Below are 24,067 nucleotides of genomic sequence, written 5' to 3'. Positions count from 1 at the left end.
AGAAATCATTCTTCATATAGGATTATGAATGGGGATATATATATATGAATGACCTTTACTAAGGAGATGGTGAGATGGTGAGACGTTGACATATCGTACAGAGCAGTTGATTAGCCAATTAGTCAATCAGCTAAAAAATGATCAGACACCCAATGGTTCATGGAATTATCCCTTTGAATCGGGTATTACAACCGATGCATACATGATAATTTTGTTAAGGTCGCTGGAAATAAATGATGAAAACTTAATTAGTGAGTTAACCGCAAGAATTTTGAGTAAGCAAGAAACAAATGGCGCATGGAAACTTTTTCATGATGAAGGTGATGGGAACATATCCGCCACGGTTGAAGCTTATTACTCCCTGCTGTATTCAGGCTATGTAAACAAAGATGACTTCAGATTGCTTGCGGCAAAAAAGTTTGTTTTAGCAAATGGTGGTCTAGAGAAATCGCATATGCTCACAAAAATCATGTTAGCTATAACTGGTCAATATCCATGGCCCGCGTATTTCCCATTACCAGTTGAAATTATCCTTTTGCCCCTTCACTTTCCTATTAATTTCTACGATATTTCCGTATATGGAAGAGCTAATCTTGCTCCAATTATGATTTTGGCAAATAAAAAATATGTCAAAACATCAACTAGAAGTCCCAATCTATCTGATCTTACCCTTTCAGGGGCAACAGATGAGTTTCTCAATATACAAGAATTTCAAGAGTTTTTCTCGTTGATTGAACATGACCTTAAAAGTTTGCTAGGATTTTCTCAAACCATCCATTCTTTAGCCATCAATCGAACAAAACAATATATGCTCGATCATATTGAGCCAGATGGAACCCTTTACAGTTATTTCAGTTCTACGTTCCTGATGATATTTGCCCTGCTCTCACTTGGTCATTCTAACAGTGACCCACGCATTTTAGTGGCTGTAAAAGGATTAAAAGCTATGCAATGCACGATTCACGGCCATACCCATATGCAGTTTACAACGGCAACAGTGTGGAATACGTCCTTAATTAGCTATGCTCTTCAAAAAGCAGGAGTTCCTACGACTGATTCAGTAATCAATAAGGCAAACGAATACTTATTAGAGCAGCAACAGACTAAATATGGTGATTGGGCGATTCATAATCCTGATGTCTTACCAGGGGGATGGGGGTTTTCAGCTGTAAACACGATGAATCCTGATATAGATGACTCTACGGCTTCACTAAGAAGTATTTCGCAGCTTGTCCAGAATGATCACCGCTTTCATCAAGCTTGGGACAAAGGTATTCTCTGGATAATGTCGATGCAAAATAGAGATGGCGGATGGCCAGCATTTGAAAAAAATGTATATAATGAATTATTAAACTTACTCCCGATTGAAGGCGGAAAATTTTTATTGTCGGATCCAAGCAGTGCCGATTTAACGGGACGAACACTTGAATTTTTGGGTGGATACACGAACTTACCTAGTGAACATGAACTTATGAAACGCGGTATAAATTGGCTTGTTCATAATCAAGAAAAAGATGGTTCTTGGTATGGTCGTTGGGGAATTTGTTATATTTACGGGACATGGGCATCAATTACCGGTCTCATGGCATCAGGTGTAAGCCCGGAAAATCCATTTGTCCAAAAATCCGTAAAATGGTTACTAGGAATTCAAAATCCTGACGGCGGCTGGGGAGAGTCTTGTAAAAGCGATCTTGCTTCTAAGTACGTACCTCTTGGATCCAGCAATTTAACGCAAACAGCATGGGCACTTGACGCACTCATTGCGGTTTCAGATAAGGCAACACCAGAAATAAATGCGGGAATCTCCTATTTACAAGTAGCCACTAATATAGACAATTGGACTATCTCATATCCGGTTGTTCAAGGAATGGGGGGTGATTTCTACATTCACTACCATAGCTATCAATATATCTTTCCTTTGCTTGCACTAACTCATTATAAAAAGAAATTTCAAGGATAAGTCTTTCTAGGAATAGGGTGTTTCACATCCCAACTGACACAAACTATACTTTCGTTATATATTCATCTATGGGAATATTCGCACCAACGAATTGATAAGGGTTAACAAAAAGATTGCTCCACCTTCTAGATGTCCAAAACTTTATTGATTGTCTATTTTTTACCGAATATGTTTCAGACCTCATCAATAAACTTCCAGTAATAACTAAATGAAGGGATGTAGACTTGAAGCGAGTATTATTATTTGGGGCAATCATTATTATTGGGATCATTCTTGGGATAATCACAACCTATATCATGAATTGAATGGAAAATGACTGTAAACGAAAACTCCGAGGTCATTAAGAGATCGTTCACATTCCCATATACTTTCCAACGCCCCCTTCGTGAACTCGGATGATTTTCAATTTCACTATCGGTAATAACAGCTAATTTTCAGAGAAGTGCTGTTTGTATCATCTAGTTTTTTGCATTTTAAACGGCTGAAATCTTTAAAAGGGATGCTATTTTTTAAAAAAAATTTAAAAAGTTGATTGGCTCTTTTATTGGGCCAATCAACTTCTTTGTGTCTCATAAAATCAGTTTTAATCTTTCAAGCTATTTCCTCGGGATACTCATTACAACTTTCAAGCCATTCAGCAGATTCCGTGAATAATACATTTTCAAATGTGTAACTTGAAAATGTATGATCTGCACCTTCAATATAATGCGTACTGACTCTTTCAGGAATTGACCTTTGTTGCAATGATTCAGAATAACGGGCTGCATGTTCTTTGGGAACGGCCTCATCCTCTTGTGCATGAACAATCAGCGCCGCCCCTTGATACGAACAAATCGCTTCAAGAGGATGATGATTCTTCAGATCAGTTAGAAATGCTTGACTGACATAAAACCCATGATAATCAACTACCCCATTTGTTGCCACAGTTTTCATAGCACTCTCGCCTAAAATTCCGGTAATGTCTTCATATGGTCTACCGACTGGCGACCATAAAATAAGTTTATGGATTCGCCGATCTTTGGCCGCTGTTAATGAAGCGACAGCACCCCCAAGACTATGACCGATTAATATAATATTGTTGGCATCTACTTCTGGTAACATCGATACATAATTTAGCACCGCCTGAACCTCATTTAGTTGCTTCGTTACCGTAACATCTGCATAATCGCCGCTACTTTCCCCGCAGCCACTAAAATCAAAACGAAAAACTGCATATCCCTTTTCCGTGAAATACCGTGCCGCTTTTACAAATAACCGATGCTCACCGACTTTGCTACCGACAAATCCATGTAATAAAACAATAAGCGGAACCTTCCTATGATGCACTCTCTCTGGAAGATGAAGAACACCCGAAAGATCGAATTGATTAGCATAAATTGAAATCGCTTTACTTGTCATAGTAAACATCCTTTCAAGGATACTTCTCCAACTAACTATTCTTACCTGCTTACTAGGTATTATACGTGCGAAATTTATTTAAGTCAATGCGTTGTTGTAGATTAGTTAATTTTCAGTAGTTACAATCTGTTGAATCACCAATTTTCAGGTACCTCGTTCTCATTGAACTAAGAACCTTTTTAGTCCTAAATCTAAAAAGCACTCCCCAAGGAGTGCTTTTTATTATTTTCATTTAATTAAACAAATTGATTATATATCCAATTAGAATGCCTACGACACCGAAATCAGAATCCCCAAAAGTCGTACCTTCAAATCCGAGTGAGCCTAGCACTGGCATCAACATTGCGGGAAGGAAACTGATTAACAATCCTTGTACAAAAGCACCAATTATAGCGCCTCTGCGCCCCCCCACTGCATTACCGAATACTCCGGCCGCAGCTCCACAGAAAAAGTGCGGAACGAGTCCAGGTACGATTACAGCTAACCCCGCAAGTGGAAGTAAAAACATACTTACTAATCCTGCTGCAAAGCTTGATAAGAATCCGATAATAACTGCGTTTGGTGCAAACGGGAATACGATAGGAACGTCTAATGCAGGTTTCGCATTCGGAACAACTTTATCTGCGATTCCTTTAAATGCTGGAACGATTTCAGCAATTAACATACGAACACCTGCTAAGATAATGAATACACCCGCAGCGAACGTAATTGCCTGTAGCAGTGAGAACACTAAAAAGTTTGCACCATCACTGAGGTTTTCTTCAATGTAGGTAGGTCCAACGACCAAAGCAACCACAAAGAACATAATTGCCATTGTTAATGCCAATGCTACAGAAGAATCACGTAAGAACCCAAGTGATTTTGGTACCTTCACATCTTCAGTCGATTTCGTTTTATCTCCAGTTAATTTAGCAACTTTAGCTGCTACAAAATAACCGAATGAACCGAAGTGACCTACAGCGATATCATCCGAACCTGTAATTTCTCTAACTGTGGGTTGTAGCATTGCAGGTAGTAGAACCATCAATGCTCCTAATATAAGTGATCCTACGATTACTATCATTGCACTACCCATGCCTGACGTTGAAAGTACCGCCGCAAGTAAGCAGGCCATGAACATCGTGTGATGCCCTGTTAAAAAGATGTATTTAAACTTCGTGTACCTTGCTATGACAATGTTAACTACCATACCAATTAACATAATCATAGCTGTCTCAGCACCGAAAGCAGTTTGCGCCATAGCTACAATTGCTTCATTATTCGGGATGACACCTTGTATATTGAATGCTTTTTCAAACATATTTCCGAAAATATTTAGTGAACCTACTAAGACAGCCGCACCTGCGCCAAGAATAATGAAGCCCATTATGGTTTTTAATGTTCCAGAAACAACATCAGTAATCGATTTCTTCTGCAACAGTAAACCAAATAGAGCGAACAAGCCAACTAAAATGGCGGGTGTTCCTAAAATATCCTTCATTATCAAATCAAACATATTATTTCTCCCCTAAGATATGAGAAGTTAACGCTTTCTGGATTTCATCCGCACTAACCATGTTGATGATGCCAATTGTTTTTCTGTTACCGTCTTGTAATTGTTCCATAATTTCAGGTGTCCCGATGTAGTAATCAGCTGACTCTGATTTTGCACTCGCTAAATCCATGTTTTTACATTCAGCATCAATGTTCAATTCTTTTAGTGCTTTATTTACGTTCATTGACAGTATAAAACTCGTTCCTAATCCGTTTCCACACACTGCTAAAATTCTCATCTTATTTTCCTCCTAATAATGGCTAATTTTAATCGTACTTATCTAATTCCTATCGACAACGCTACAAACCTATTGAACTGAGATTTCTGCAACTAAATCAAGAATATCCTGTTTTGTCTCCGCCTCCTTTAAAAGGCCTAATTTAATAGGATCACTCAACAACGTTGTCAATTGAGCCAATGCCTTTAGGTGTGTTTGATTATCAATCGCAGCTAAACAAATAAATATGTCAACTCGATTGGCCTCACTGTTTAATAAATGCGCAGATTCTTCTAATTTCAATAAGCTCATTCCTAATTTTTTAACGCCGAATTCTGGCCGCGCATGTGGGATTGCAACTTGCTCGCCAATGATAATGTACGGTCCCATTGTTTCAACGTTTTCTATCATTACGTCGATATATTGATTTGTAATCGAATTGCTTACTAATAAGGGTTCTGCTGCTTTCTTGATGGCATCTTTCCAATTGTCAATTTTATCTACAAACTGAATATTTTCTTCGATTAATAAATCTTTTAACACAGGTTGTTTCCTCCTCGTATTCAAGCGATCATTTTGAAATAACGCGTGTTTCAATGCACTTTTCAGCAACCCTGGCTGTTTGATATCCGCATATTGGCCAATGACTTTCATTAACTCATCCGAAGTTGGATAATGGGAAGACTGTTGAAGTGTCATCCCTTTTACTGATTGAACGAGTTCTTTCTTTTCCATTTCACTCATAATTGGTCTAATCATAAACAAAGTTTTTTTTGTTTTAAGTAAAACAGTGGAAAATACTAGATCATACTCCTCTTCATCGAGAAGCTGAAGATCATGCGATGAGAGAGAAGAAGTCCATTGAAATTGTGGGAAGAGCGATTTTAATTGATTTTCTAACATAATGCTTGAACTAATCCCATTTGGACAAACAATTAGAGCCCGAAATACTTTGTTTTGACTCTCACTATCTAGCTTGAGCAACCCTCCAAAATGAAGGGTAAGGAATCCTACCTCATCTTCAGGTATTTTAATATTCAGCATTTCTTCAATAGGTTTTAGTACTTCCTTTACAACTATAAACAAGTCATGATGCTCTTCTTTAATCTCAGCAAGTAATGCATTTGTAATTGGTATTTTAAAGAGCATGCGGTAATAAGCCGGTTTGAAATGCAAATATAACGTTTCAATTGCTTTGTTTCTATCTAGTAATTGGATGCATGCATAACGTTCAAAGCTAACAACAATTTGTTCTGTAATCTCGAGCAGAGTATCGTTCTTAGCAGGGCTAACTTCCCCCTGGCATATACCAAGCAGTTGAATCGTTAGAAAGGAAACCTCTTCTGAATGGGTCGTATACCCTAAACGTTGCTGAATCAATTTACAAACATTGAAAGCTTCTTTCTTTTCTAAAAAACTCACAGTGTCAGGATAAATTAGCACCCACTTTTGTTGCTGTTGGCGAATATGAATCATTTGAAGTAAGTAGCTAAATTCATCCAATCTTTCTTCAATGAATGTGAATGAATATTGCCTTTCAAAATCCTTTAAAATTTGTTGATAATGAACATATTGATTTTCAAACTGTTGTTGTTGAAATATAAAAGTGAATTTCTCATGTGCGTTAGGCTTAACTTTTAACAAGGAAATTGCCTTGAGCATCAAATTCCGCTTATCTTCTTCCGTTCCTTTTAAGTGATATCCTTGCTCCCGTGTATAACGGATCTCAACCCTGAAATCAATACAAAACCGATTGACTCGTTTTACATCTGCACTGACGGTATTTTTACTAATCCCAAAAATATTTTGAAAGTGGAAATTTGAGAGAGGTTCGCGTCTGATAAAGGTGTATAACAAGAAAATAATCACACGTTCATCTTGGTCAAAAGAAAATTGATTTGCTGCAAAATTCGTGCCATTTTTCCTCCAAAAACTAATTACTTCCGTTGGTATTATAATTCGGTCAGTCGAAATCCGAATTGATGGCAAGCCCTCGCCAATTAAGAAGCTATTTATTTTTTCTACATCATATTGAAACTGACGTCCAGATAAATTCAGCATGTCAATAAACCAGGAAAGCTGTATTGGCTGTAATTTCATTAATTGATAAAATGTATTCAAGCTTCTGCTCTCCAACATGGCTAGCTCCCCCTTACAAAAACTATAAACGAAATCGCTTTCACTTCACATTACATTTTGTCACAAAAGTTGTCTAAGTCTACGTACTGCATTGGTATGCACAATCGAGCAACGATTGATGGTAGGTACATTCCCTAAATCCGCCTTTGCTTTCCTCCAACATTTGAAGCTAATCTTGAGTACTACATATATATTACACAATTATTGATGCTTAAATTGTTCATGTATGAACTTACATCATTCTATGTCATTTTGATTCAACTAATCTTTCTCCTTATGCGATGACCAGCTGAATAGAGTTAAATTCACCTGTATGATTGCACATCACTCCTGGTGTTTCTGCAACCACAATCACAAAATTCATCAAGTAGTTGTCATAAGTCCACAATTAATGGTACATGATTAATTGTGCCTCTGCATTTCAAAACTCATTCGCCTGAAATTATGTATTCTATCTTCAAACATTGGCAATGCATAGAAACCAAATTTAACAGATCTTTAGACAATGAAAACAATTAGTGCCTGTCACACTTATGGTGTGCAGGCACTATTTTTAGCGCTTTCTTTTGTTTTTCTTACCATCTAAATTTAGAAATTCGCTTTCGCTTGCAAACTCAACATCTTTTTTCGGCTCGGTATTATTTTTTTGGACATTTCGCTGTTTACCCTTATCCTTATTTCGATTCTTGTTCTCCTCTGACATCACATGAACCTCCTTTTGTAGATTTGTTTCATCATTTTTATTATGTCCAAGGAGAAGAATTTTATGTAGCGAAAATTAGAGTTCATTTTCCGCTATGAGAAGAACTTATTTTACCCCTTTAAGGTACAATTAATAAATAGTGTATTTATTGATTTAATTTTGGAGGTATCTTATATGAAAAAAATATTAGCCATTATTTTTGCTTTATTAATTGTTGCTGCACCTACCATTCACTGGGCTATTACTAACCCTTCTAATTCATTAGAATTAATGCAGACATTAAGGAATTCAGATAATCCAGAGTCACTATTTCTTGATTCTAAAAGAATCGACTATAAGAGTATTGAATATATTCAAGAAGAATTTAACCCTAATATGATTACACAAATTACATTATTAGAATTTGATGAGAAAACTTACTTAATTCAAACTACTCCTGGAACGAAAAAAATGAAAATTATAGCTATAGAAGAATTACCGATTGAAATTAGAGAATATTTCATAAAACGAGAATAAATTTGTGTTTGAAAAATTATATGTTCAAAATAAAAAATAGCAATCTAATAAGTGACCATATTCATTTAACACATATTTTAAACAAACCCATACAAATAACATCCCCAAATGAAAGTTTGGGGACACAATAAAACACTTAAAACATTGTTATAACGATGTTTTAAGTGTTTTTCTTTATTTCATTCATATACAGTTTATATACACCACTGTTTGAAGTTAAAATAAAATCTTGCATACGCAGCCGATTCCATAAACATTATAATCAACCTCTTCCTTTAACATAGCCTTAAATAAACACCCAAACGCACCAATTGTGAGTTTCTGGTGTTTTCTACTTTGGATTGAAGTGTATATTTACCAGCACTTGTTTCAGTATTTAATTCAAAAAACCCTCACAACAGCGGTGATTACTCTATAGATACTCTTTTCAACTAGTCAATCACGCTCCTAGCGGTTTGTCAGATGCATTGTTCGGTAATATACAGTTGTTAGTCTTGTTTATCTCACCATGCCCATACGAAACAAATACCTAAAGCTAATTGTATTCGTGGTTGTGTAACAAAATACAGCCACAAATTCAACCAGTTGTATAAAAATACAATACTGATTAGAATAAGTGGCACTTCTCTACTATCTCATCAACATGTAATTATAGTATCCGAATAATGTCGTGCACAGGCATCAATCACTATTTTTAAAGGATTCTAGTCATATAAAACACTTAATCCAGAGAAGGAATCATTAGTTGCATATTCGTTTCATAGGCAATCAAATTTCAAATGCGGTAAAGCTTCCATCATCATCAAAATCTTTAATTTGGACAACTTTATCGGAAAACTGTTCAACCGTATTTGTGCTGCAACCTATTACGAGGGAAAGCACATTGAAGGCTTTCTCTTGTCTCTGCTTATTGAATGCTTCGAGAAATGAATCCTTTAGTTGGTCTTCACCATCCGTAACAAAAACTAAATCAGCTTGTTTAAAACGACTTTCATTTATTATGTTCATCGCTCCGTCAAGCGGAAGTGTAAAGTTCGTACCTCCACCTAAAAAGGTTCGAGCCAAACTAATCATATCAGAACCTTTAATTTTCCCTTTTTCATATTTATAGATTTGAGTCTGAGTAGAGAATAATATTAAGCAAAAATCCCTTCGCTGCTTTCTTGCGATTGACATAAGGGCTAAAATAAAACCTTTGGATTGGTTATCAAGTTGGGACATACTGCCTGACTGGTCTAAACAAAGTACGATCGGCCCCCTCCCTAATACCTCACGCCCTTTATGTTCATATTGCATAGTCTGACCATCCACAAAGCGACGAAGGAAATCGTTCTTAGTTATTCGATGCGAGTATAAGACTAATTCCATCGGGAGCAACCTTTCAATATCGTTACCTAGAGTAACTCCCATTCTTTCCATAGAGTCGCTATGCTTGGATTTCTGCTTTTTGCAGGCAATCTGTTTGAATCGACCCGCCCAATTAGCTATTTCCTTCATCTTGTTATCAGAAGCAATTTTCTCAGCTAATGCTATTTGGTCGCGTAAAGGAACTTTTTTTAAATCTGCATCACCACTCCCTGCACTTGAGCCACCAAGTAACGATTTCAGACCATCTTTCACCTGTTTTGTTTCTTGCATGGCTTGAGCCATTATTTCTGAAAAGCTATGGCTGTCACTTTGAAGCTTCTGTTGCAATTTCTCATTCAATATAGCTATGGCTTGTGTTAGATATTCTTTTAACTCCTGATTGCAATTTTCATCACCAACTTGCCGTTCATACTTTTTAAGTTGCCTTTGCATTGTATAGATTTCCTGCATCTGTTTTTGAAGGTCTTCATCTTGCATTTTTTGCTCAACCAGCCATTGGTTCGTCTTCTCACCGATTTTCACTGTGCCAATGGCTGACAACAAATCATCTAATCGGGTGAAGCTTCGATAGTTTTCAAAAGAATCATCCGCCATGATTCTTTCCATCAGTGATTTATTAACTTTGAGAACGCCGCCTACGTCCACTGCCGTAATTTCAGGTTTCATCTTATATAATGAAGCCCAAATATCAGCTAGTAATGGTTCGAACGTTGGCATTTCCCCTTCATCTCTAATCTTCTGAAGCCCCTTTGACATTTCAAAGATTTCTTTGAAACGTCTTTTATCGAATGCGTCCGTATTCAATACTGAACGATTATCATTGTAACTTTTACTTCTTTTCATGAAGTACACTCCCTTTCACATTTTGAAAAAGATGCCATAGGACCCTTTCTCGAGTGCTTTCTTTTCATTAGGAGTGTCGAAATCCATCGGTTCTAAAATACTGTCGAGGATTTCTTGATGCATCGAATTCACTTTATAAAGTAATGCATCGATATCGGCATCCCGACTTTGATTGTGTTTTTTTAGCTTATTCAAATCAGCCACTAAGGCTTTCATCTTTTGAGTCGCTTCCATTCCAACATCTGTCGAATTATTCTGCAGCATGTAATTGAACACATCATTTGCTTCATTTTGTATGGAATCGAGTGCCCGAGTAACAACATCTTGTGCGTGGCTACGAACAATGAAAGACACTGCATCTTTTTGGTCCACGGTTTCCCATAGGACATTTTCAAGGATGACAATATCATCTATCATTACGACGTGCCTTTGGTTAATCAACGCTTTTGCTTGTAGGACGCTTAATGACTGCTTGAAGCGCCGATCTGAAGGGCGAATCCCTTCATCCCTCAACTCTGTACGAATCTTAGAAAGGGTCTCGTATACTTCATCAGGAATGGCTACCATGTCCGTGAAAAACTGAAGTTGCACTAATTCGTCCAGCGTCATGGAAGGCATTTGCTGATATTGCTCAGAACCTTTCAACATAGAAACAAAATTCGTTTCATCTACAATATAGTCAACCTCAAATCGCAAAAGGAAACGATCGAATAGTGCTTCAAGCCCCTCCCCTTCTTCGGGATATTCATTCGAAGCACCTATAACAGACATTAAGGGAACTTGAACTGGTGCTCCGTTATTATAGAAGAGCCGTTCATTAATTAGGGTGAGTAAACTGTTTAAAATGGCGCTGTTCGCTTTAAATATTTCATCCAGAAACACCAAATTTGCCTCTGGCATTTTTGTTGCCGTATTGCGCTTGTACACTCCCTGCTCTAGGTCTTTTAGCGATAATGGACCGAATACCTCCTCAGGTGTACTGAATCTTGTCAGCATCCATTGAAAGTATTGTGTCCCATGTACAATCTTTGCGAGTTCTACGGATAATGCAGATTTCGCAGTACCAGCCGGACCAATCATGAGCATATGTTGACGTGCTAATATCGCTATCAAGATTGCTTCCACCACGTTTTCACGTTCAAAGAACTTGGCATTCAGCGCACTTTTAATTTCCTCTAGTTTCGAAAAAGTGTGAGTCATTAATAATCCATCCCTTCATCTCTTCTATTAAAATAAAAAGGAAGCAGGATTGATTGCGCAATCTTGATTCATCTTTTCGTGTGGAGCGAAAATACAATCTCTGTTCCTTTATCCTCAATTCTTTCACCTTAAGTCCATTCGCTCATTTCCATTTAGTCAGCGATTTTCTGTAGATGTTCAACTAGATTACCGGCATCCTTCCGATCATCGTCTGATAGAATTCCGGTATTATAAACTCCACCTTGTTAAATTAAATCCGTAACCATTCATATATTTTCAGAACGAATCTTAATGATTTATTTTTCGAGTTGACTTGAGTTGACTCATCCCAGATAATCCCTTTCTAATTTAATAATTAAGGTTGAACACATTCGATTTTTTGTTAATTTCTTTGTCCTGTCCTATTTTCAGATTCCTACTTGTTTCACAATCAGTTAAAATATAATTTAAATGTTTATTTAGATCGGATCTAACTTTATTCCGATTGTCGACTGGAATTTTACACCCTTCGCTATTTTCGAGGGTGATGTGAATTTAATCAGTTTTCCCAATCCTTCTGTATTCGAATCTCGAACGAAATACATCCCATGATTTGGAAGACGAAATACATACGCAAGGGCCTGCAGAATTTTATTTTGCATGACCTTTAATTGCTGAGCTGATTAATTATCCCTAAAAATATAGTACTTCTGGTTAATTTCCAGACACAGCTATATTGCCGTTACATTTTCGTTTATGAACGTGATGGTTTCATTTTCCCTATGCAACCTCTTACACGCCTGACTTACAGTTTCCACTACGTTTTCAAACTGTACATAGCCTTCATCTGCAAATACTCCCTAAATGAGCGGTTGCTTTTCGAGTTTCAATCTCTTGCTGGACAGGATAAGTCGTACCTACACTTCGTCCGTTTTGAATAATTGTTTCCCAACACTGAATCACATTAGATGGTCTAGGATCTCCAGACGATTTTCATTTTGAACGGCAATCATGTTAGCTAGAAAAATTGATATGTAGATCGAATTCCTTTCTATTTTTTCACAAATAAAAAAGCATCCATCTGACTATCGTCAAATTAAATGCGTTTTGAAATCATCCATGTTTATTTTCGGCTTTCTAGCTGATTGACAGATAATCCTCCTCTTTGTCGATATCGCAGTCATAAATTTGTTAGAAGAAATGAATTCGAGCGCTTCTCACTAAAATAGCCTCTCATTCCACAACATAACGTAGACGTCAGCTATTTCAAGAGAAGCCATCAATCTAGTTTCGAAAAATATTTTACAAACAAATCCTGATTTCTAAATAAGCTTTTGTGCTTGACGATTCATCTTTTGAATGAAGAAACGAGATTTAGTCAAATGTAAATCCATAGCTTTATCGGTGTTAAAACACATATTTTAATTTTTCTCTTCTTGAAATTCCTCGTTACTCATAATTTTCGATTTGATTTCAACACTGCCACCAAATCAACTTTTAGCCAGGACGGTACATCGCGCTCCTTCATTACTACTCGCACATTGGCAATTGAATCGCATTTGCTGTTTTTTCCTTTTCGCAAAGAATCCTAACTTTTAGCGTCCTTTTGTCACAATGTTCCCTGTTATTCTGCATTCAATTCTGGAATTTGAGATTTATTTCTACGATTTCAGCACGGCTACCGATTCTAATAGGGGGTCCCCATGTACCAAAACCCGAAGTTACAATTGAGTGAAGATCATCTTTTTTTAAATAGCCATAATGATTCTCAAAGATTAATCGAGTAATTAGATTAGCCGGGAATAGTTGACCTCTATGCGTATGACCCGATAACAGTAAATCTATGCCATTGTAACTTGCCTCGTCAAATTCAACGGGCTGATGATCCATCATAATTAGTGGTTTGTTCTGGTCTAAATCGGCAACTAATTCAGTAGTTGTCATCCTACTCTTTGCTGCAAGATCCTTTCGCCCAACGATGTAAAAATCATCGGCAACGAGTGCTGTTTCGTCTGCTAGTACACGAATGCCGATTTTCTCCATTTCGATGACTAATTGATCAACATCATTGCCATAATAATCATGATTCCCCGGTACCGCGTAAACGCCAAGAGGTGCATGTAGTTTACCCAATGTTTTACCCATCTCTTTATCCATGTATGGAGCGATGTAGTCATCGATTATATCACCGGGAATTAAGATTAGATCGGGGCGTAATGTCTCAACCTCTTCAACTAAACGTTCAAGATGCTTTTCACCGACAATTCCCCCTAGATGAAGATCAGAAACAACAACAAGTTTTAACTCTTTTTCTGTTGCTGATTTGTCAATGGCCACCTCATACGTTGTGACAACCGAATTCCAAGCATTGTACGAACCAAAGATAAGCAAAACAACGAAGAATAAGATTGTCCCTAATCCGATTTGAAAAAGCCATTTCTTTTTCAATAGGTAGACGGCGAGATTGATCATGGGTAATAGTAGTAAACTATAACCAAATAGTACAAGCCAAAATCCGCCGATGAATTGGATGGCAATCCATGACCAAAACCGTCCTATGAAAAAGGACAAACTAAGTAAGACCATTAGAATGATATAGGTCTTCTTGTAGGCAGCGAATTTCGTCGTTTTCAGCCATACCCAGCCGTTGTAACCGATATAAAAACATAACAGTGAATAGATTACTAATGCTAGCAAAATCAGTAAATTCGTTGTGATTGGCATCTGTTGTTTTCCTCACTTCAATATTGTTTAGTGTCTGTGTAAGGTGCAATTATGACTATTCATCAGAATATACATTTATACAGTAAGAATCTCAACCTATTAAATATGATGAGATTCGTTTTACTTTATGTAATTGTAGCGTATTCGCTGAATAGTGTCATTCACCCGACACTAGCCAATATATTGGTGCGGAGATTCAATAAGCATTGACGAAAGATTAAATTTCCACTTTGACTATTGATGAATGACCTCTCTTTGTTAGTGTTTGGCACTGATTTAGTCGTCATTTCCTTAACTATATTAGGAGATTTTTAATTCTTATAAAAGCATTAAATTTCATTTAATGAAATATATTACTTTTTTACACCCACGCTACGCTAGTGGGCACCCACCGATTAACTGTCTAATGCCTGTTGCCTGTTGCGCCAAGAAGATATTTCACACTTTTCTTTTTAAAATTCTTTCCAACCGCCCTATGTTTTTCGAAACTTGCTCATATTCTATTATTGAAGGTAGAAAAGGGGGAAATAAGATGTCTTCTGAAAGTTGCGAGAATGTTTGTCATTCCGGAAAAGGATCAGGTTTCGAGATAATCGTCGTATTATTCATATTACTCATCATCGTTGGTGCTACTTTTATTGGAAATTCACATGACGACGGCCACTGTTGTAACTAAACTAACACATTCAGAATACTTAGCTTTTTAAGCGTCTGTGTGACACTCTAGTGTCACATACATCCCTGTAGATAGATTTTAGTTGTATCATTACATTACTTATCAAGTATTCAATATTGCATCGACCTAGTAGCAGCTGAAATTCTAATTTCAGGTGGTACTAGGCCGATATTTTGCATTCAAGATTCTTCCACTTTTTTATGCTTGTCAAAAATCAGAAAATAGTCGAAACAGATACCTTCCACCAATAAACAATAAACGAAAAGGCAAAAACAATAATTCCGGTATCCAAAATAATACGTCAACTATAAAATCCAAAATGGTGTAACGCTCATTTTTGTTCTTTCTTCTTTCTTTTCTACGTAACTTTATCAACCAGTCCCCCCCTTTTCACTGATTCAATTCAAATTCCGCGCACTATAAGTACCTTAAATTAATTCGAGTTGGTACACAAATCCCCATTCGACCAAAATTAAATGTACTCCTCGCTCTCTTTTAGAACTGATAGTGTCTACTCTTTTTCTTCACATCTAGACGGTCTTACAAAATTTCTTGACTCATCTCAATCACTCTATAAATTATTTTGTTGCATTTATTACTTTGTGCGTTTTGTATTTTCTTAGACACAACAAATAGGTCACTAAGAAACTTAAGAATGATTATTAGCAAATTTAAGGTACCAAGTACTGACTCGATTCCAAATCGTGTTTGTACTTGGCACCTTTTTTATTCGTGTAAAGTTTCTTAAAGATTAAACCTGCAGTACAAATTTTTTAAAAATACTAGTTATATCTAAGTGTTAGACAGCCTGTATCAATCACATAAATTCTTAATAGAAGACCAACCCTAAGAATCAGTCACCATACAATGAATGCCGAGCCCCCTCGCACCATAACTCATATAAATAAATCAATGAAATCACGAAGTACACTTAGGTAAACATCTTTATCGTACCAATCACAACTTAGTAATGCCATCTGTATTTTCCTTTTTAAACGCATACAGTTTAAAAATATAACATTTAAATTTTTTAATACTTAATTTGTTAATATTAGCATACAAAATTAACTACAAATCCTTTAAGTTGGAAACCACCCCAACATACCCCTCGTTTATCACAAAAATGTTATTATTTTATAACAAAATTAATCTTGTAATTTTATTATAAATCCCCTAATATTATGATGGAATCATTGATAAACCAATGATTTATAGAAAAGTCAACTTAAATAAATAACGTAAAAATGAATGTTCACTACTCTTAGCAGATACCTTGACATTCGGAATGGCAATTACTAATTCAGAAGCAAGCACACACAAAGTCCGATTTGAGAATTCTTTATGGACCAATTAAAAAAACAACTAAAGTGTCCATAACCAATGTCCAAAAATGGAATGATTTAAAGTCGGACAGACTCTATCCAAACAAAGTCTTGCAAACATAACCACAAAACAGTAATTCATCGTCTGGCAACGCTACGACAAAGACCCGAACCTTTTGCAAAAGCCAATGCCACTGTCTATTCTGCTGCTGGTACAACCAATAAAATTGTTGCTACGGTGACTGTTTCAAAAAAAAAAAAATTGGGTTCAGTGTTTTGTTTCATGTAAAAGTTAACGGTAATTCCATCTGGAGGATTGAATTTCTTTTGACAAGTGTCAGCAAAATACCTTCTAAATCGTCGACTACTTCTCGAGTCGTTGTTGATGTGGCGATGAAGTTGATAGGTATAACATACTTACTCAACTTTTGCAGGGCGAAATCAGCGACCGTCTTAAGAACACCTCAATATCCCAGTGCATGCCGTAGATCCGAACAATTTCTTGTGTGGAAAGCGTACAGTCGATGCTAAGAATAGCGAGCCATTCGTTTTTATTATTTATGAAATTGTCAATGACCTATTGACTAAGCCACATAGCTAGTACAGCCAACTAGTCATACTTTTTTATTGAGTGCGAAAGTTGAGTTACTTAGTATTTACAGGGGGATAATAATTTTGTTATTTAGAATGGATAGGATTATCCTATGACGGACTTAAAAAAGCCTGAGAAGAGGTATCGCCCGGAAATTGAAGGGATTAGAACGATTGCAACTTTACTCATTGCTGTCTATCATATTTGGTTTGGTAGAGTGTCTGGAGGAGTAGATGTATTTTTTATTCTTTCAGGATTTTTAATTACGATGTCTCTTCTATCTCGAATAGAGAGAACGGGCGCAGTAAATCTTGGAGAGTTTCTTTTAGGATTATCTAGAAGGTTATTTACGCAAGCTTTGTTGGTTATTGTTATCATCGGAGGTTTGTCATTAGTGTTTTTACCTCAAATCGAATGGGGCGAAATCATTAAACATATGACTGCGTCTACACTTTATTATGAAAACTGGCGCTTAGCGTTTGATGCAGTTGACTATTTAGCACAAGATAATTCTGCTAGTCCATTTCAGCATTATTGGTCACTTGGTGTGCAAGTACAGTTTTATATTATTTGGCCGCTTTTAATTATAACGGTATATTTCCTCGCACAAAAAGTGTTCAAAACGCCTGTGCGGAAAACGTTTTTAGTCGCTTTGATCATTATTTTTACAGGTTCCATTAGTTATTCGATTTATCAAACAAACCTAAATCAACCATGGGCGTATTTTGATACATTTGCCCGAATGTGGGAATTTAGTGTTGGTGGTTTGTTAGCATTGATTTTACCTTATCTATTTTTGAATAAATGGATAAATACATTGCTCGGCTGGATTGGATTACTCATTGTTTGTCTAACGGGGGTTTTATTACCTGTGTCAACGGTATTCCCAGGATATTTAGCGTTAGTACCTATTAGTGGTGTCATATTAATGATCGTCGCCTCTGAAAATAGTACGCGTTTTGGGGTCGATCGTATTTTAAGTTTAAAGCCACTAATGTTTTTAGGTGGACTTACATACGGCATTTACTTATGGCATTGGCCACTTTTAATATTCTATCAATCCTATATGAAAACGAAGACAGTTCCCATTATTGACGGTGTCTTAATTTTAATCGTGACATTAGTGTTATCATATATTTCGACAAAATTAATTGAAGCGCCCGTATCGAAGATTGATATTAGGAAAATGAAGGGAAAAGTTGTCGCTTTATTGTCAGTGATGCTATGTATTACAGGTATCTCAACAATCCTAGTTTCATTTTATATTGATAACGTGAAGGCAGAAACGGTTGTTACAAGTCTCAATGATAAGGATTATCCTGGTGCGAGGGCTATCTATGACAATATTGAGCCAACTAAAGGACTTGAACCCATTCCATCTCTGCTAGATATTAAGCTAGATTTACCGTCATTTTATGGTCAAAAAGAGTGTTTAGCAAAAGATCAAATTGAAGTAAAGAAATGTCTTTATGGAGAGTCGGAAAATCCGGACTATACAATTGCATTAGTTGGTGGCTCGCATTCAGGACATTGGTTTCCAGCTCTAGAAATTTTGGCCGAGGAGCTTAATTTCCAACTTGATTTGTACAATCATGATGGCTGTCGCTTTACAAACGACGACTCGCAAAATCATTTAACTGAAGCTTGTTTAGAGTGGAATGAGAACTTAATAGAACAATTAAAAGAAGATCCACCTGATTTAGTATTTACGACTTCTACGTTAAATAAGTATGATACAGTTCCGGTCGGATATATCGGTCAGTGGAAGCAACTCGAAGGCATTACGACAATATTCGCGGTGCGAGATAATCCACGTATGAAAGAGGATATTCCGAGTTGTTTAGAAAATGCAGACACCCCATTAGATTGTGCAATTCCACGAGATCAAGGGGTATCGAAAGTATTGCCATGGGAAAATACAGAGGGTATTCCATCTAACGTCATTTTTGCGGATTTGACTGATTATTTCTGTGATGATACAACTTGCTATCCTGTCATTGGGAATGTAATAGTTTATCGCGACAATAACCATCTTACTGCACAGTACGTAAAAACATTAGCTCCAGCTTTAAAGAAACCGTTGAAAGAAGCTTTAGAAAGTCTAGATGCCAAGTAAAATGCTGAACCTAGAATAGTCCATTGAACATCCACTTCCAGTCGTAGAACTTGGTCTTTGCTACAAATTTTTACCGAAAACACGATTAAAACCTGGTTCAGTGCTCTAAATTGAGCTGTCTTAGAAGTGATGAACCTGGTACCCGAAATTAATTAACATATTATATACTGGAAAATCCCCTCACGCCACATAAGACGTAAGGGGATTTTGCAGTATTCTCACAGTTTATTGCTCTATGTTAAGTTGGCTGAATTGCGTTAGTACCTTGTTCCCGAAATCAACAAAATGCTTACGATCCAACTCCCCTAAAAATCACTTAAATACGTTTAGCATATTCCAAGCTTCGAATTGAGCAATCCTTGTCCAATAAACTTGTTTTCTTCGCAAATCGCAACGATACAATCCCCCCGGATAACTGGTATACACTTTCCCTATCCCCTTTACAATTCCAACTGTTCCACTATCATTATGAATCTCTCCAAATAAAATTGGCCTACGTCTGTTATTTGAAGTAGGCCTTTATGTTTGTATGCAATATCACAATATACGTCATCTATATTTCCATTTTGAATACAGCCCCTGTGTAAAAAAATAACACAAAAGGATATATGATGTTGATTTGTTTTTACACAGGTATACAAAACCCACCACATATCCTCCTATATGGAACCCCCTCCAAAATATCCCGTAAATTTTACGACCTTGTAATGAATTTGTAACGAAATTAGCGTTGTACTTACTTATTCAATTCCCTAATATAAAGGTAGAAACATTGACCAATCAATGTTTCATAGAAAAGGCGGCTGAAATACATAATGAAAAAATTTGCATGTTCACTACTCTTAGCAGGTACCTTAACATTCGGAATCGCAATTACTAATACAGAAGCAAGTACACATACAGTCCGATCTGGGGAGTCGTTATGGACCATTTCAAAATCAACTAAAGTGTCCATAATCGATTTAAAAAAATGGAATGGTTTAAAGTCTGATAAACTATATCCAAAACAAGTCTTGAAAACATCACAAAAAAGCAGCAATTCATCGTCTAACAACGCTACGACAAAGACGGGAACCTTTAAGGCAAAATCCAATGCTACTGTCTATTCCGCTGCTGGAAAAAACAATAAAATTGTTACTACGGTAAAAAAAGGGGCTACGGTGACGGTTTCACAGCAAAAAAAGGTAGGGAGCACTGTTTGGTTTCACGTAAAAGTCAACGGTAAATCCGGCTGGATGCTTGCATCACTTTTGACAAGTGTAAGCAAAACACCTTCTACATCATCGACAGCTTCTCGAAGCGTTGTAGATGAGGCAATGAAACTGACAGGTATACCTTACTTGTTTGGTGGCACGACAAAAAAAGGGTTTGATTGTAGTGGGTTCGTACAATATGCGTTCAAGCAAGCAGGAAAAAACATCTCTCGCTCATCGCTTAGCCAATTTGATCAATCGAAGAAAGTAAGCTCCCCCAAGCCAGGTGATTTAGTCTTTTTCGAAAATACATATCGTAAAGGAATTTCGCATGTTGGCATTTACATTGGCAATAATAAGTTCGTCCACTCTGGAGGCAAGAAATCAGAAGTGAAGAGTTTAAGCGACAGCTATTGGAAATCAAAATTCCATAGTTTTAAACGATTGTAAGCAGAATCCCTTACTCATTCAATTAATTGAATGAGTAAGGGATTATCTTTTGGGCTAATAAATGTACACAATTAGTAAGGCATCCCGAAGGCTTCAGCAGCTACAGGGAGAGTCTATAAAACCGATGGAAATTTGAGGAAGATGCAATTAGAGTTTTAAGTATGATTAACCAGACAAACGAGTTTTACTTTTCTTACTGTTTTCAGGTTAATTTTAGAGGAAGTAAGTAGAATATTACTGGGCACCTTTTTTGTGTTAACATATAGAGTACGAAAAATCTTAATAAAAAAGGTGATAAACCATTGAAATCTTTATGGGGAAAATATAAAAAAATTCCTTTTGTCGTGAAAATAACTACCGGTTTTATCCTCGGTGCGATTGTTGGCATCGTCTTCGGGACTAACGTCGGTTTTCTTAATCCATTAGGCACTTTGCTATTAAATCTATTAAGCCTGGTTGCTCTACCAGTCATTTTTCTCACAGTTGTCTTAGCGGTGAATCAAATGAATGTTACACAACTGGGTCGGATTGGTGGCAAACTGGTCCTCTATTATATGGCAACCACAGCGGCTGCCGTTCTGATTGGACTATCACTCGCCCTTTGGTTTGCTCCAGGTAACAACATGACCTTGCCCAATGTGACTGTAGATAAACCGATTATGCCCCATTTTTCCGATGTGTTACTACAAATAGTGCCAAAGAACATTTTTGCCGCTTTCACCGCTGGCGACTTGATGGCCATCTTATTTGTAGCAGTCATTATCGGCATGGCAATTTCGACGATGAAATTCTCCACAGATAAGCAGATGATGGAATACGGAGCATTGATAGACAAGATGTTCACTGCACTTAATATCATGTTCTACAAAATTTTGAGTGGCGTCTTGTTATATGCACCCATCGGAATTTTTGCCATCAGTGCTACTGCATTCGGCAGTCAAGGCTTAGAGACCTTTAAAGCATTACTGACATTTACAGCGGTTTTCTATTTAGGACTCCTAATTCTGTGGGTATTCGTCTATACGAGTTTCTTGAAATTATCCGGTACACCTATCGTTAACTTTTTCAAGCAGACAAAGGATGCCTATACGACCGCCTTTTTCACATCCAGTAGTATCGCCTCTCTTCCTATCGCAATCGAAGCGACAAAAAGAGCCGGTATTTCAGAGAAGACAGCAAATTTTGCTCTTCCTTTGGGTGCCGTGTTCAACTCTGACGGGGGCGCACTTCGCATGGGCGTATCAATTGTCTTTGCTGCAAACATTACAAACCTGAACCTTTCCGTCTCAGATTTTTTCATGATCATTGTGATAGGTACACTGCTGTCAATTGGTACAGCAGGTGTTCCAGCTGCAGGCTTAATTACATTATCGGCCGTTCTAACGATGTTTGGACTACCTCTTGAAGTTGTGGCATTAATCGCTGGTGTGGACGCCATTATCGGCATGGGTGGAACCGCCACCAATGTCGTAGGTGACATGGTCGGTGCCGCGGTAGTAGATCGTACAGAACGAAAGAAACCTGCTTAAAGAATCCATTATAGAACGTTTTAGAGGCCCAGGAATGAACTATCATTCCTGGGCCTCTTCATTCTTTTTATACGATGGCATTTTACATTCATTTCGATAGCGTATTATTGGTGTCCGGTTCTGATACAATTCCGAATCACATTAATATCCGTTACCTGTTTGCTTTATGTACGGTCTTGCGTTGCCTCTTTTTCCACTCGGTCCATAAAATCATGAATCACTTGATTGCCGTTTTTTCGACTACCCAGTTTTAGCATCGCACGTCCCACAAAATTAATCCCTCGATTAGAGCCAGAATAAATAAATTTAGTCTTGTGTTCACTAGCTTTTTCCAATGTAAATGCTAATTTCATTTCAAATGTGCGTGCAAGCTGAAATTGAATGTGCTTATGTTTACGATTTGCTGTGTCTTCGAATTCAGTAATTTCCACTACATATGTTTCTTTCCGTTTTCCTTCTTGATAAGTTTGGTTATAGGTTGAACCCCTCATATCAGTTTTTTTAACAATCCAACGATTTTCTATTACTTTCGGCATAATGCGTGCGGCCTGCTCCTCTTCAAATAGGGCCCATACCACTTCAATTGGTGCATCAATTTGTCGTTCTTCTTTCCATTTCATTTATTTGGCTCCCCTCGTCCTGTACGGGTAAACGTCTCAATACCCAGTATCTTTTGTTGTTTTTGATTTACCTAAATGTGTAGACATTCTTTCATTTTAAGCAATAATTCTTCTAAATTCTCAAACACTCCTATTGCATATCATCTTTCATTCCAGAATAATTCAGCTGAAACTTCGAAGGTTTTGCAAAAGTAATGCCAGAAAAAAATGAACCGTCATCATAATAGCGATAATTGTTTGAAGGACCTACAGATGCATGTGCACCACAGAATCAATTAAAATCTTAGTTAGATTCCCTCGCACAATATGCCATGGTTCAAGTCATTATTTTCCGGGATATTGGTTCTGTGTGAATGCAACTGATTGGGTGATTAGTTCTTTAAATACGCCGATATCGATATCGTCTACTTTGTTAATATACACACATGCTTTCCCAGACGTATGCTTACCAAATCTGGCTAGCAGCTCTTCACGTTTGGTATCACCCGGCGCAAAATATAGACTGATTTTTGCTTTTCGCGGAGAAAAGCGGACGAGTGGCGCGTCACCTTCATGACCCGTTTTATAAACATAATGATACGAACCAAATCCAATAATGCTTGGTCCCCACATTTTGGCTTCAAAACCTGTTGCTTCATGAAATAGATCGAGTAATCTGTAAGCATCTTCACGTTTTTTAAGACTCTCAACCTGTTCTATAAATTCGATAACGTTATCGTCTGTTTCTTTTGTTTTTTGTTCATACATGTTTTCCCACTCCTTTTCTAATTTTAATGATTCCGATTTTAATCAGCCTATATTTACTACTACGTTTGTTTCTTATTATAATCATTTATCCTATACAGTAGTTAATTAAGCAACCTCGAAACTGGAAATTGTCTGAGTGGCCCAAACAAATTCCCATCCCACTCCTTCCCCACTTATGCTATCATTAACATTGCTCGAAAAAGAGGTTCGAAAACTCCCTCTCTAAAAAACTAAGGAGATG

General features: G+C 37.0%; 17 protein-coding genes and 1 riboswitch. Of the genes, 6 read left to right on the top strand and 11 right to left on the bottom strand.

Going from position 1 to position 24,067, the window contains the following annotated elements; translation table 11 throughout:
* The first annotated feature begins 85 nt into the window (after nucleotides 1–85).
* Complete coding sequence (gene shc / locus FQ087_RS04270; protein ID WP_149579297.1) at nucleotides 86–1,960, top strand: squalene--hopene cyclase; 1,875 nt, start codon at nucleotides 86–88, stop codon at nucleotides 1,958–1,960.
* A 591-nt stretch (nucleotides 1,961–2,551) separates the two neighbouring features.
* Here shc and FQ087_RS04265 read toward each other — a convergent pair.
* The 5 genes from FQ087_RS04265 to FQ087_RS22335 all read right to left on the bottom strand — a co-directional run bounded on the left by FQ087_RS04265 (nucleotide 2,552) and on the right by FQ087_RS22335 (nucleotide 7,951).
* On the bottom strand, nucleotides 2,552–3,358 hold the full coding sequence (locus FQ087_RS04265) for an alpha/beta hydrolase family protein (protein ID WP_188006632.1): 807 nt from the start codon (nucleotides 3,356–3,358) through the stop codon (nucleotides 2,552–2,554).
* Between the two features lie 232 nt (nucleotides 3,359–3,590).
* Nucleotides 3,591–4,853 carry a PTS ascorbate transporter subunit IIC gene (locus FQ087_RS04260; protein ID WP_149579295.1) on the bottom strand — a complete coding sequence of 421 codons (1,263 nt, stop codon included), beginning with the start codon at nucleotides 4,851–4,853 and terminating at the stop codon, nucleotides 3,591–3,593.
* A 1-nt stretch (nucleotide 4,854) separates the two neighbouring features.
* Entirely contained in the window at nucleotides 4,855–5,130 is a 276-nt protein-coding gene (locus FQ087_RS04255) for a PTS sugar transporter subunit IIB (RefSeq protein ID WP_149579294.1), read from the bottom strand.
* A gap of 69 nt (nucleotides 5,131–5,199) precedes the next feature.
* Nucleotides 5,200–7,248 carry a BglG family transcription antiterminator gene (locus FQ087_RS04250; protein ID WP_149579293.1) on the bottom strand — a complete coding sequence of 683 codons (2,049 nt, stop codon included), beginning with the start codon at nucleotides 7,246–7,248 and terminating at the stop codon, nucleotides 5,200–5,202.
* Between the two features lie 553 nt (nucleotides 7,249–7,801).
* Nucleotides 7,802–7,951 carry a hypothetical protein gene (locus tag FQ087_RS22335; RefSeq protein WP_188006631.1) on the bottom strand — a complete coding sequence of 50 codons (150 nt, stop codon included), beginning with the start codon at nucleotides 7,949–7,951 and terminating at the stop codon, nucleotides 7,802–7,804.
* A 174-nt stretch (nucleotides 7,952–8,125) separates the two neighbouring features.
* On the opposite strand from FQ087_RS22335, the gene FQ087_RS04245 reads away from it, so the two are divergent.
* A complete protein-coding gene (locus tag FQ087_RS04245; protein WP_149579292.1) occupies nucleotides 8,126–8,467 on the top strand; it encodes a hypothetical protein in 342 nt (113 codons plus the stop codon).
* A 768-nt stretch (nucleotides 8,468–9,235) separates the two neighbouring features.
* On the opposite strand, the gene FQ087_RS04240 is transcribed toward FQ087_RS04245, so the two are convergent.
* The 3 genes from FQ087_RS04240 to FQ087_RS04230 form a co-directional block, all read right to left on the bottom strand.
* Nucleotides 9,236–10,678, bottom strand: a complete 1,443-nt coding sequence (locus FQ087_RS04240; RefSeq protein ID WP_149579291.1) for a VWA domain-containing protein — start codon at nucleotides 10,676–10,678, stop codon at nucleotides 9,236–9,238.
* A gap of 15 nt (nucleotides 10,679–10,693) precedes the next feature.
* Entirely contained in the window at nucleotides 10,694–11,878 is a 1,185-nt protein-coding gene (locus FQ087_RS04235) for an AAA family ATPase (protein WP_149579290.1), read from the bottom strand.
* Between the two features lie 1,614 nt (nucleotides 11,879–13,492).
* Nucleotides 13,493–14,581: a metallophosphoesterase gene (locus FQ087_RS04230; protein ID WP_149579289.1), complete on the bottom strand. Its 1,089-nt coding sequence runs from the start codon at nucleotides 14,579–14,581 to the stop codon at nucleotides 13,493–13,495.
* Nucleotides 14,582–15,113: 532 nt separating this feature from the next.
* On the opposite strand from FQ087_RS04230, the gene FQ087_RS04225 reads away from it, so the two are divergent.
* On the top strand, nucleotides 15,114–15,257 hold the full coding sequence (locus FQ087_RS04225; protein ID WP_149579288.1) for a YjcZ family sporulation protein: 144 nt from the start codon (nucleotides 15,114–15,116) through the stop codon (nucleotides 15,255–15,257).
* A gap of 207 nt (nucleotides 15,258–15,464) precedes the next feature.
* Here the strand turns inward: FQ087_RS04225 and FQ087_RS22330 are convergent, their stop codons facing one another.
* Nucleotides 15,465–15,632 (bottom strand): hypothetical protein, encoded by a 168-nt coding sequence (locus FQ087_RS22330; protein WP_188006630.1) that lies wholly within the window; start codon nucleotides 15,630–15,632, stop codon nucleotides 15,465–15,467.
* A gap of 1,651 nt (nucleotides 15,633–17,283) precedes the next feature.
* Here FQ087_RS22330 and FQ087_RS04220 point away from each other — a divergent pair.
* The 3 genes from FQ087_RS04220 to FQ087_RS04210 all read left to right on the top strand — a co-directional run bounded on the left by FQ087_RS04220 (nucleotide 17,284) and on the right by FQ087_RS04210 (nucleotide 22,459).
* On the top strand, nucleotides 17,284–19,287 hold the full coding sequence (locus FQ087_RS04220) for an acyltransferase family protein (protein WP_149579287.1): 2,004 nt from the start codon (nucleotides 17,284–17,286) through the stop codon (nucleotides 19,285–19,287).
* 815 nt (nucleotides 19,288–20,102) lie between these two features.
* On the top strand, nucleotides 20,103–20,930 hold the full coding sequence (locus tag FQ087_RS04215; protein WP_149579286.1) for a C40 family peptidase: 828 nt from the start codon (nucleotides 20,103–20,105) through the stop codon (nucleotides 20,928–20,930).
* A 302-nt stretch (nucleotides 20,931–21,232) separates the two neighbouring features.
* Nucleotides 21,233–22,459, top strand: coding sequence for a dicarboxylate/amino acid:cation symporter (locus FQ087_RS04210; RefSeq protein ID WP_149579285.1), 1,227 nt, complete (start codon nucleotides 21,233–21,235; stop codon nucleotides 22,457–22,459).
* 164 nt (nucleotides 22,460–22,623) lie between these two features.
* On the opposite strand, the gene FQ087_RS04205 is transcribed toward FQ087_RS04210, so the two are convergent.
* A complete protein-coding gene (locus FQ087_RS04205; RefSeq protein WP_149579284.1) occupies nucleotides 22,624–23,079 on the bottom strand; it encodes an SRPBCC family protein in 456 nt (151 codons plus the stop codon).
* A gap of 324 nt (nucleotides 23,080–23,403) precedes the next feature.
* Nucleotides 23,404–23,826 (bottom strand): DUF1801 domain-containing protein, encoded by a 423-nt coding sequence (locus tag FQ087_RS04200; RefSeq protein ID WP_149579283.1) that lies wholly within the window; start codon nucleotides 23,824–23,826, stop codon nucleotides 23,404–23,406.
* A gap of 196 nt (nucleotides 23,827–24,022) precedes the next feature.
* A riboswitch (PreQ1 riboswitch) is annotated at nucleotides 24,023–24,066 on the top strand.
* Nucleotide 24,067 lies beyond the last annotated feature (1 nt).

It is taken from the genome of Sporosarcina sp. ANT_H38, from assembly GCF_008369195.1.
In the GTDB taxonomy this organism is placed as follows: domain Bacteria; phylum Bacillota; class Bacilli; order Bacillales_A; family Planococcaceae; genus Sporosarcina.
This window is presented reverse-complemented; position numbering and strand designations above follow the sequence as displayed.

Coding starts and splice junctions, on each gene's coding strand:
- FQ087_RS04265 (WP_188006632.1), bottom strand. CDS start 3,358: ATGACAAGTAAAGCGATTTCAATTTATGCTAATCAATTCGATCTTTCG.
- FQ087_RS04260 (WP_149579295.1), bottom strand. CDS start 4,853: ATGTTTGATTTGATAATGAAGGATATTTTAGGAACACCCGCCATTTTA.
- FQ087_RS04255 (WP_149579294.1), bottom strand. CDS start 5,130: ATGAGAATTTTAGCAGTGTGTGGAAACGGATTAGGAACGAGTTTTATA.
- FQ087_RS04250 (WP_149579293.1), bottom strand. CDS start 7,248: ATGTTGGAGAGCAGAAGCTTGAATACATTTTATCAATTAATGAAATTA.
- FQ087_RS22335 (WP_188006631.1), bottom strand. CDS start 7,951: ATGTCAGAGGAGAACAAGAATCGAAATAAGGATAAGGGTAAACAGCGA.
- FQ087_RS04245 (WP_149579292.1), top strand. CDS start 8,126: ATGAAAAAAATATTAGCCATTATTTTTGCTTTATTAATTGTTGCTGCA.
- FQ087_RS04240 (WP_149579291.1), bottom strand. CDS start 10,678: ATGAAAAGAAGTAAAAGTTACAATGATAATCGTTCAGTATTGAATACG.
- FQ087_RS04235 (WP_149579290.1), bottom strand. CDS start 11,878: ATGACTCACACTTTTTCGAAACTAGAGGAAATTAAAAGTGCGCTGAAT.
- FQ087_RS04230 (WP_149579289.1), bottom strand. CDS start 14,581: ATGCCAATCACAACGAATTTACTGATTTTGCTAGCATTAGTAATCTAT.
- FQ087_RS04225 (WP_149579288.1), top strand. CDS start 15,114: ATGTCTTCTGAAAGTTGCGAGAATGTTTGTCATTCCGGAAAAGGATCA.
- FQ087_RS04220 (WP_149579287.1), top strand. CDS start 17,284: ATGACGGACTTAAAAAAGCCTGAGAAGAGGTATCGCCCGGAAATTGAA.
- FQ087_RS04215 (WP_149579286.1), top strand. CDS start 20,103: ATGAAAAAATTTGCATGTTCACTACTCTTAGCAGGTACCTTAACATTC.
- FQ087_RS04205 (WP_149579284.1), bottom strand. CDS start 23,079: ATGAAATGGAAAGAAGAACGACAAATTGATGCACCAATTGAAGTGGTA.
- FQ087_RS04200 (WP_149579283.1), bottom strand. CDS start 23,826: ATGTATGAACAAAAAACAAAAGAAACAGACGATAACGTTATCGAATTT.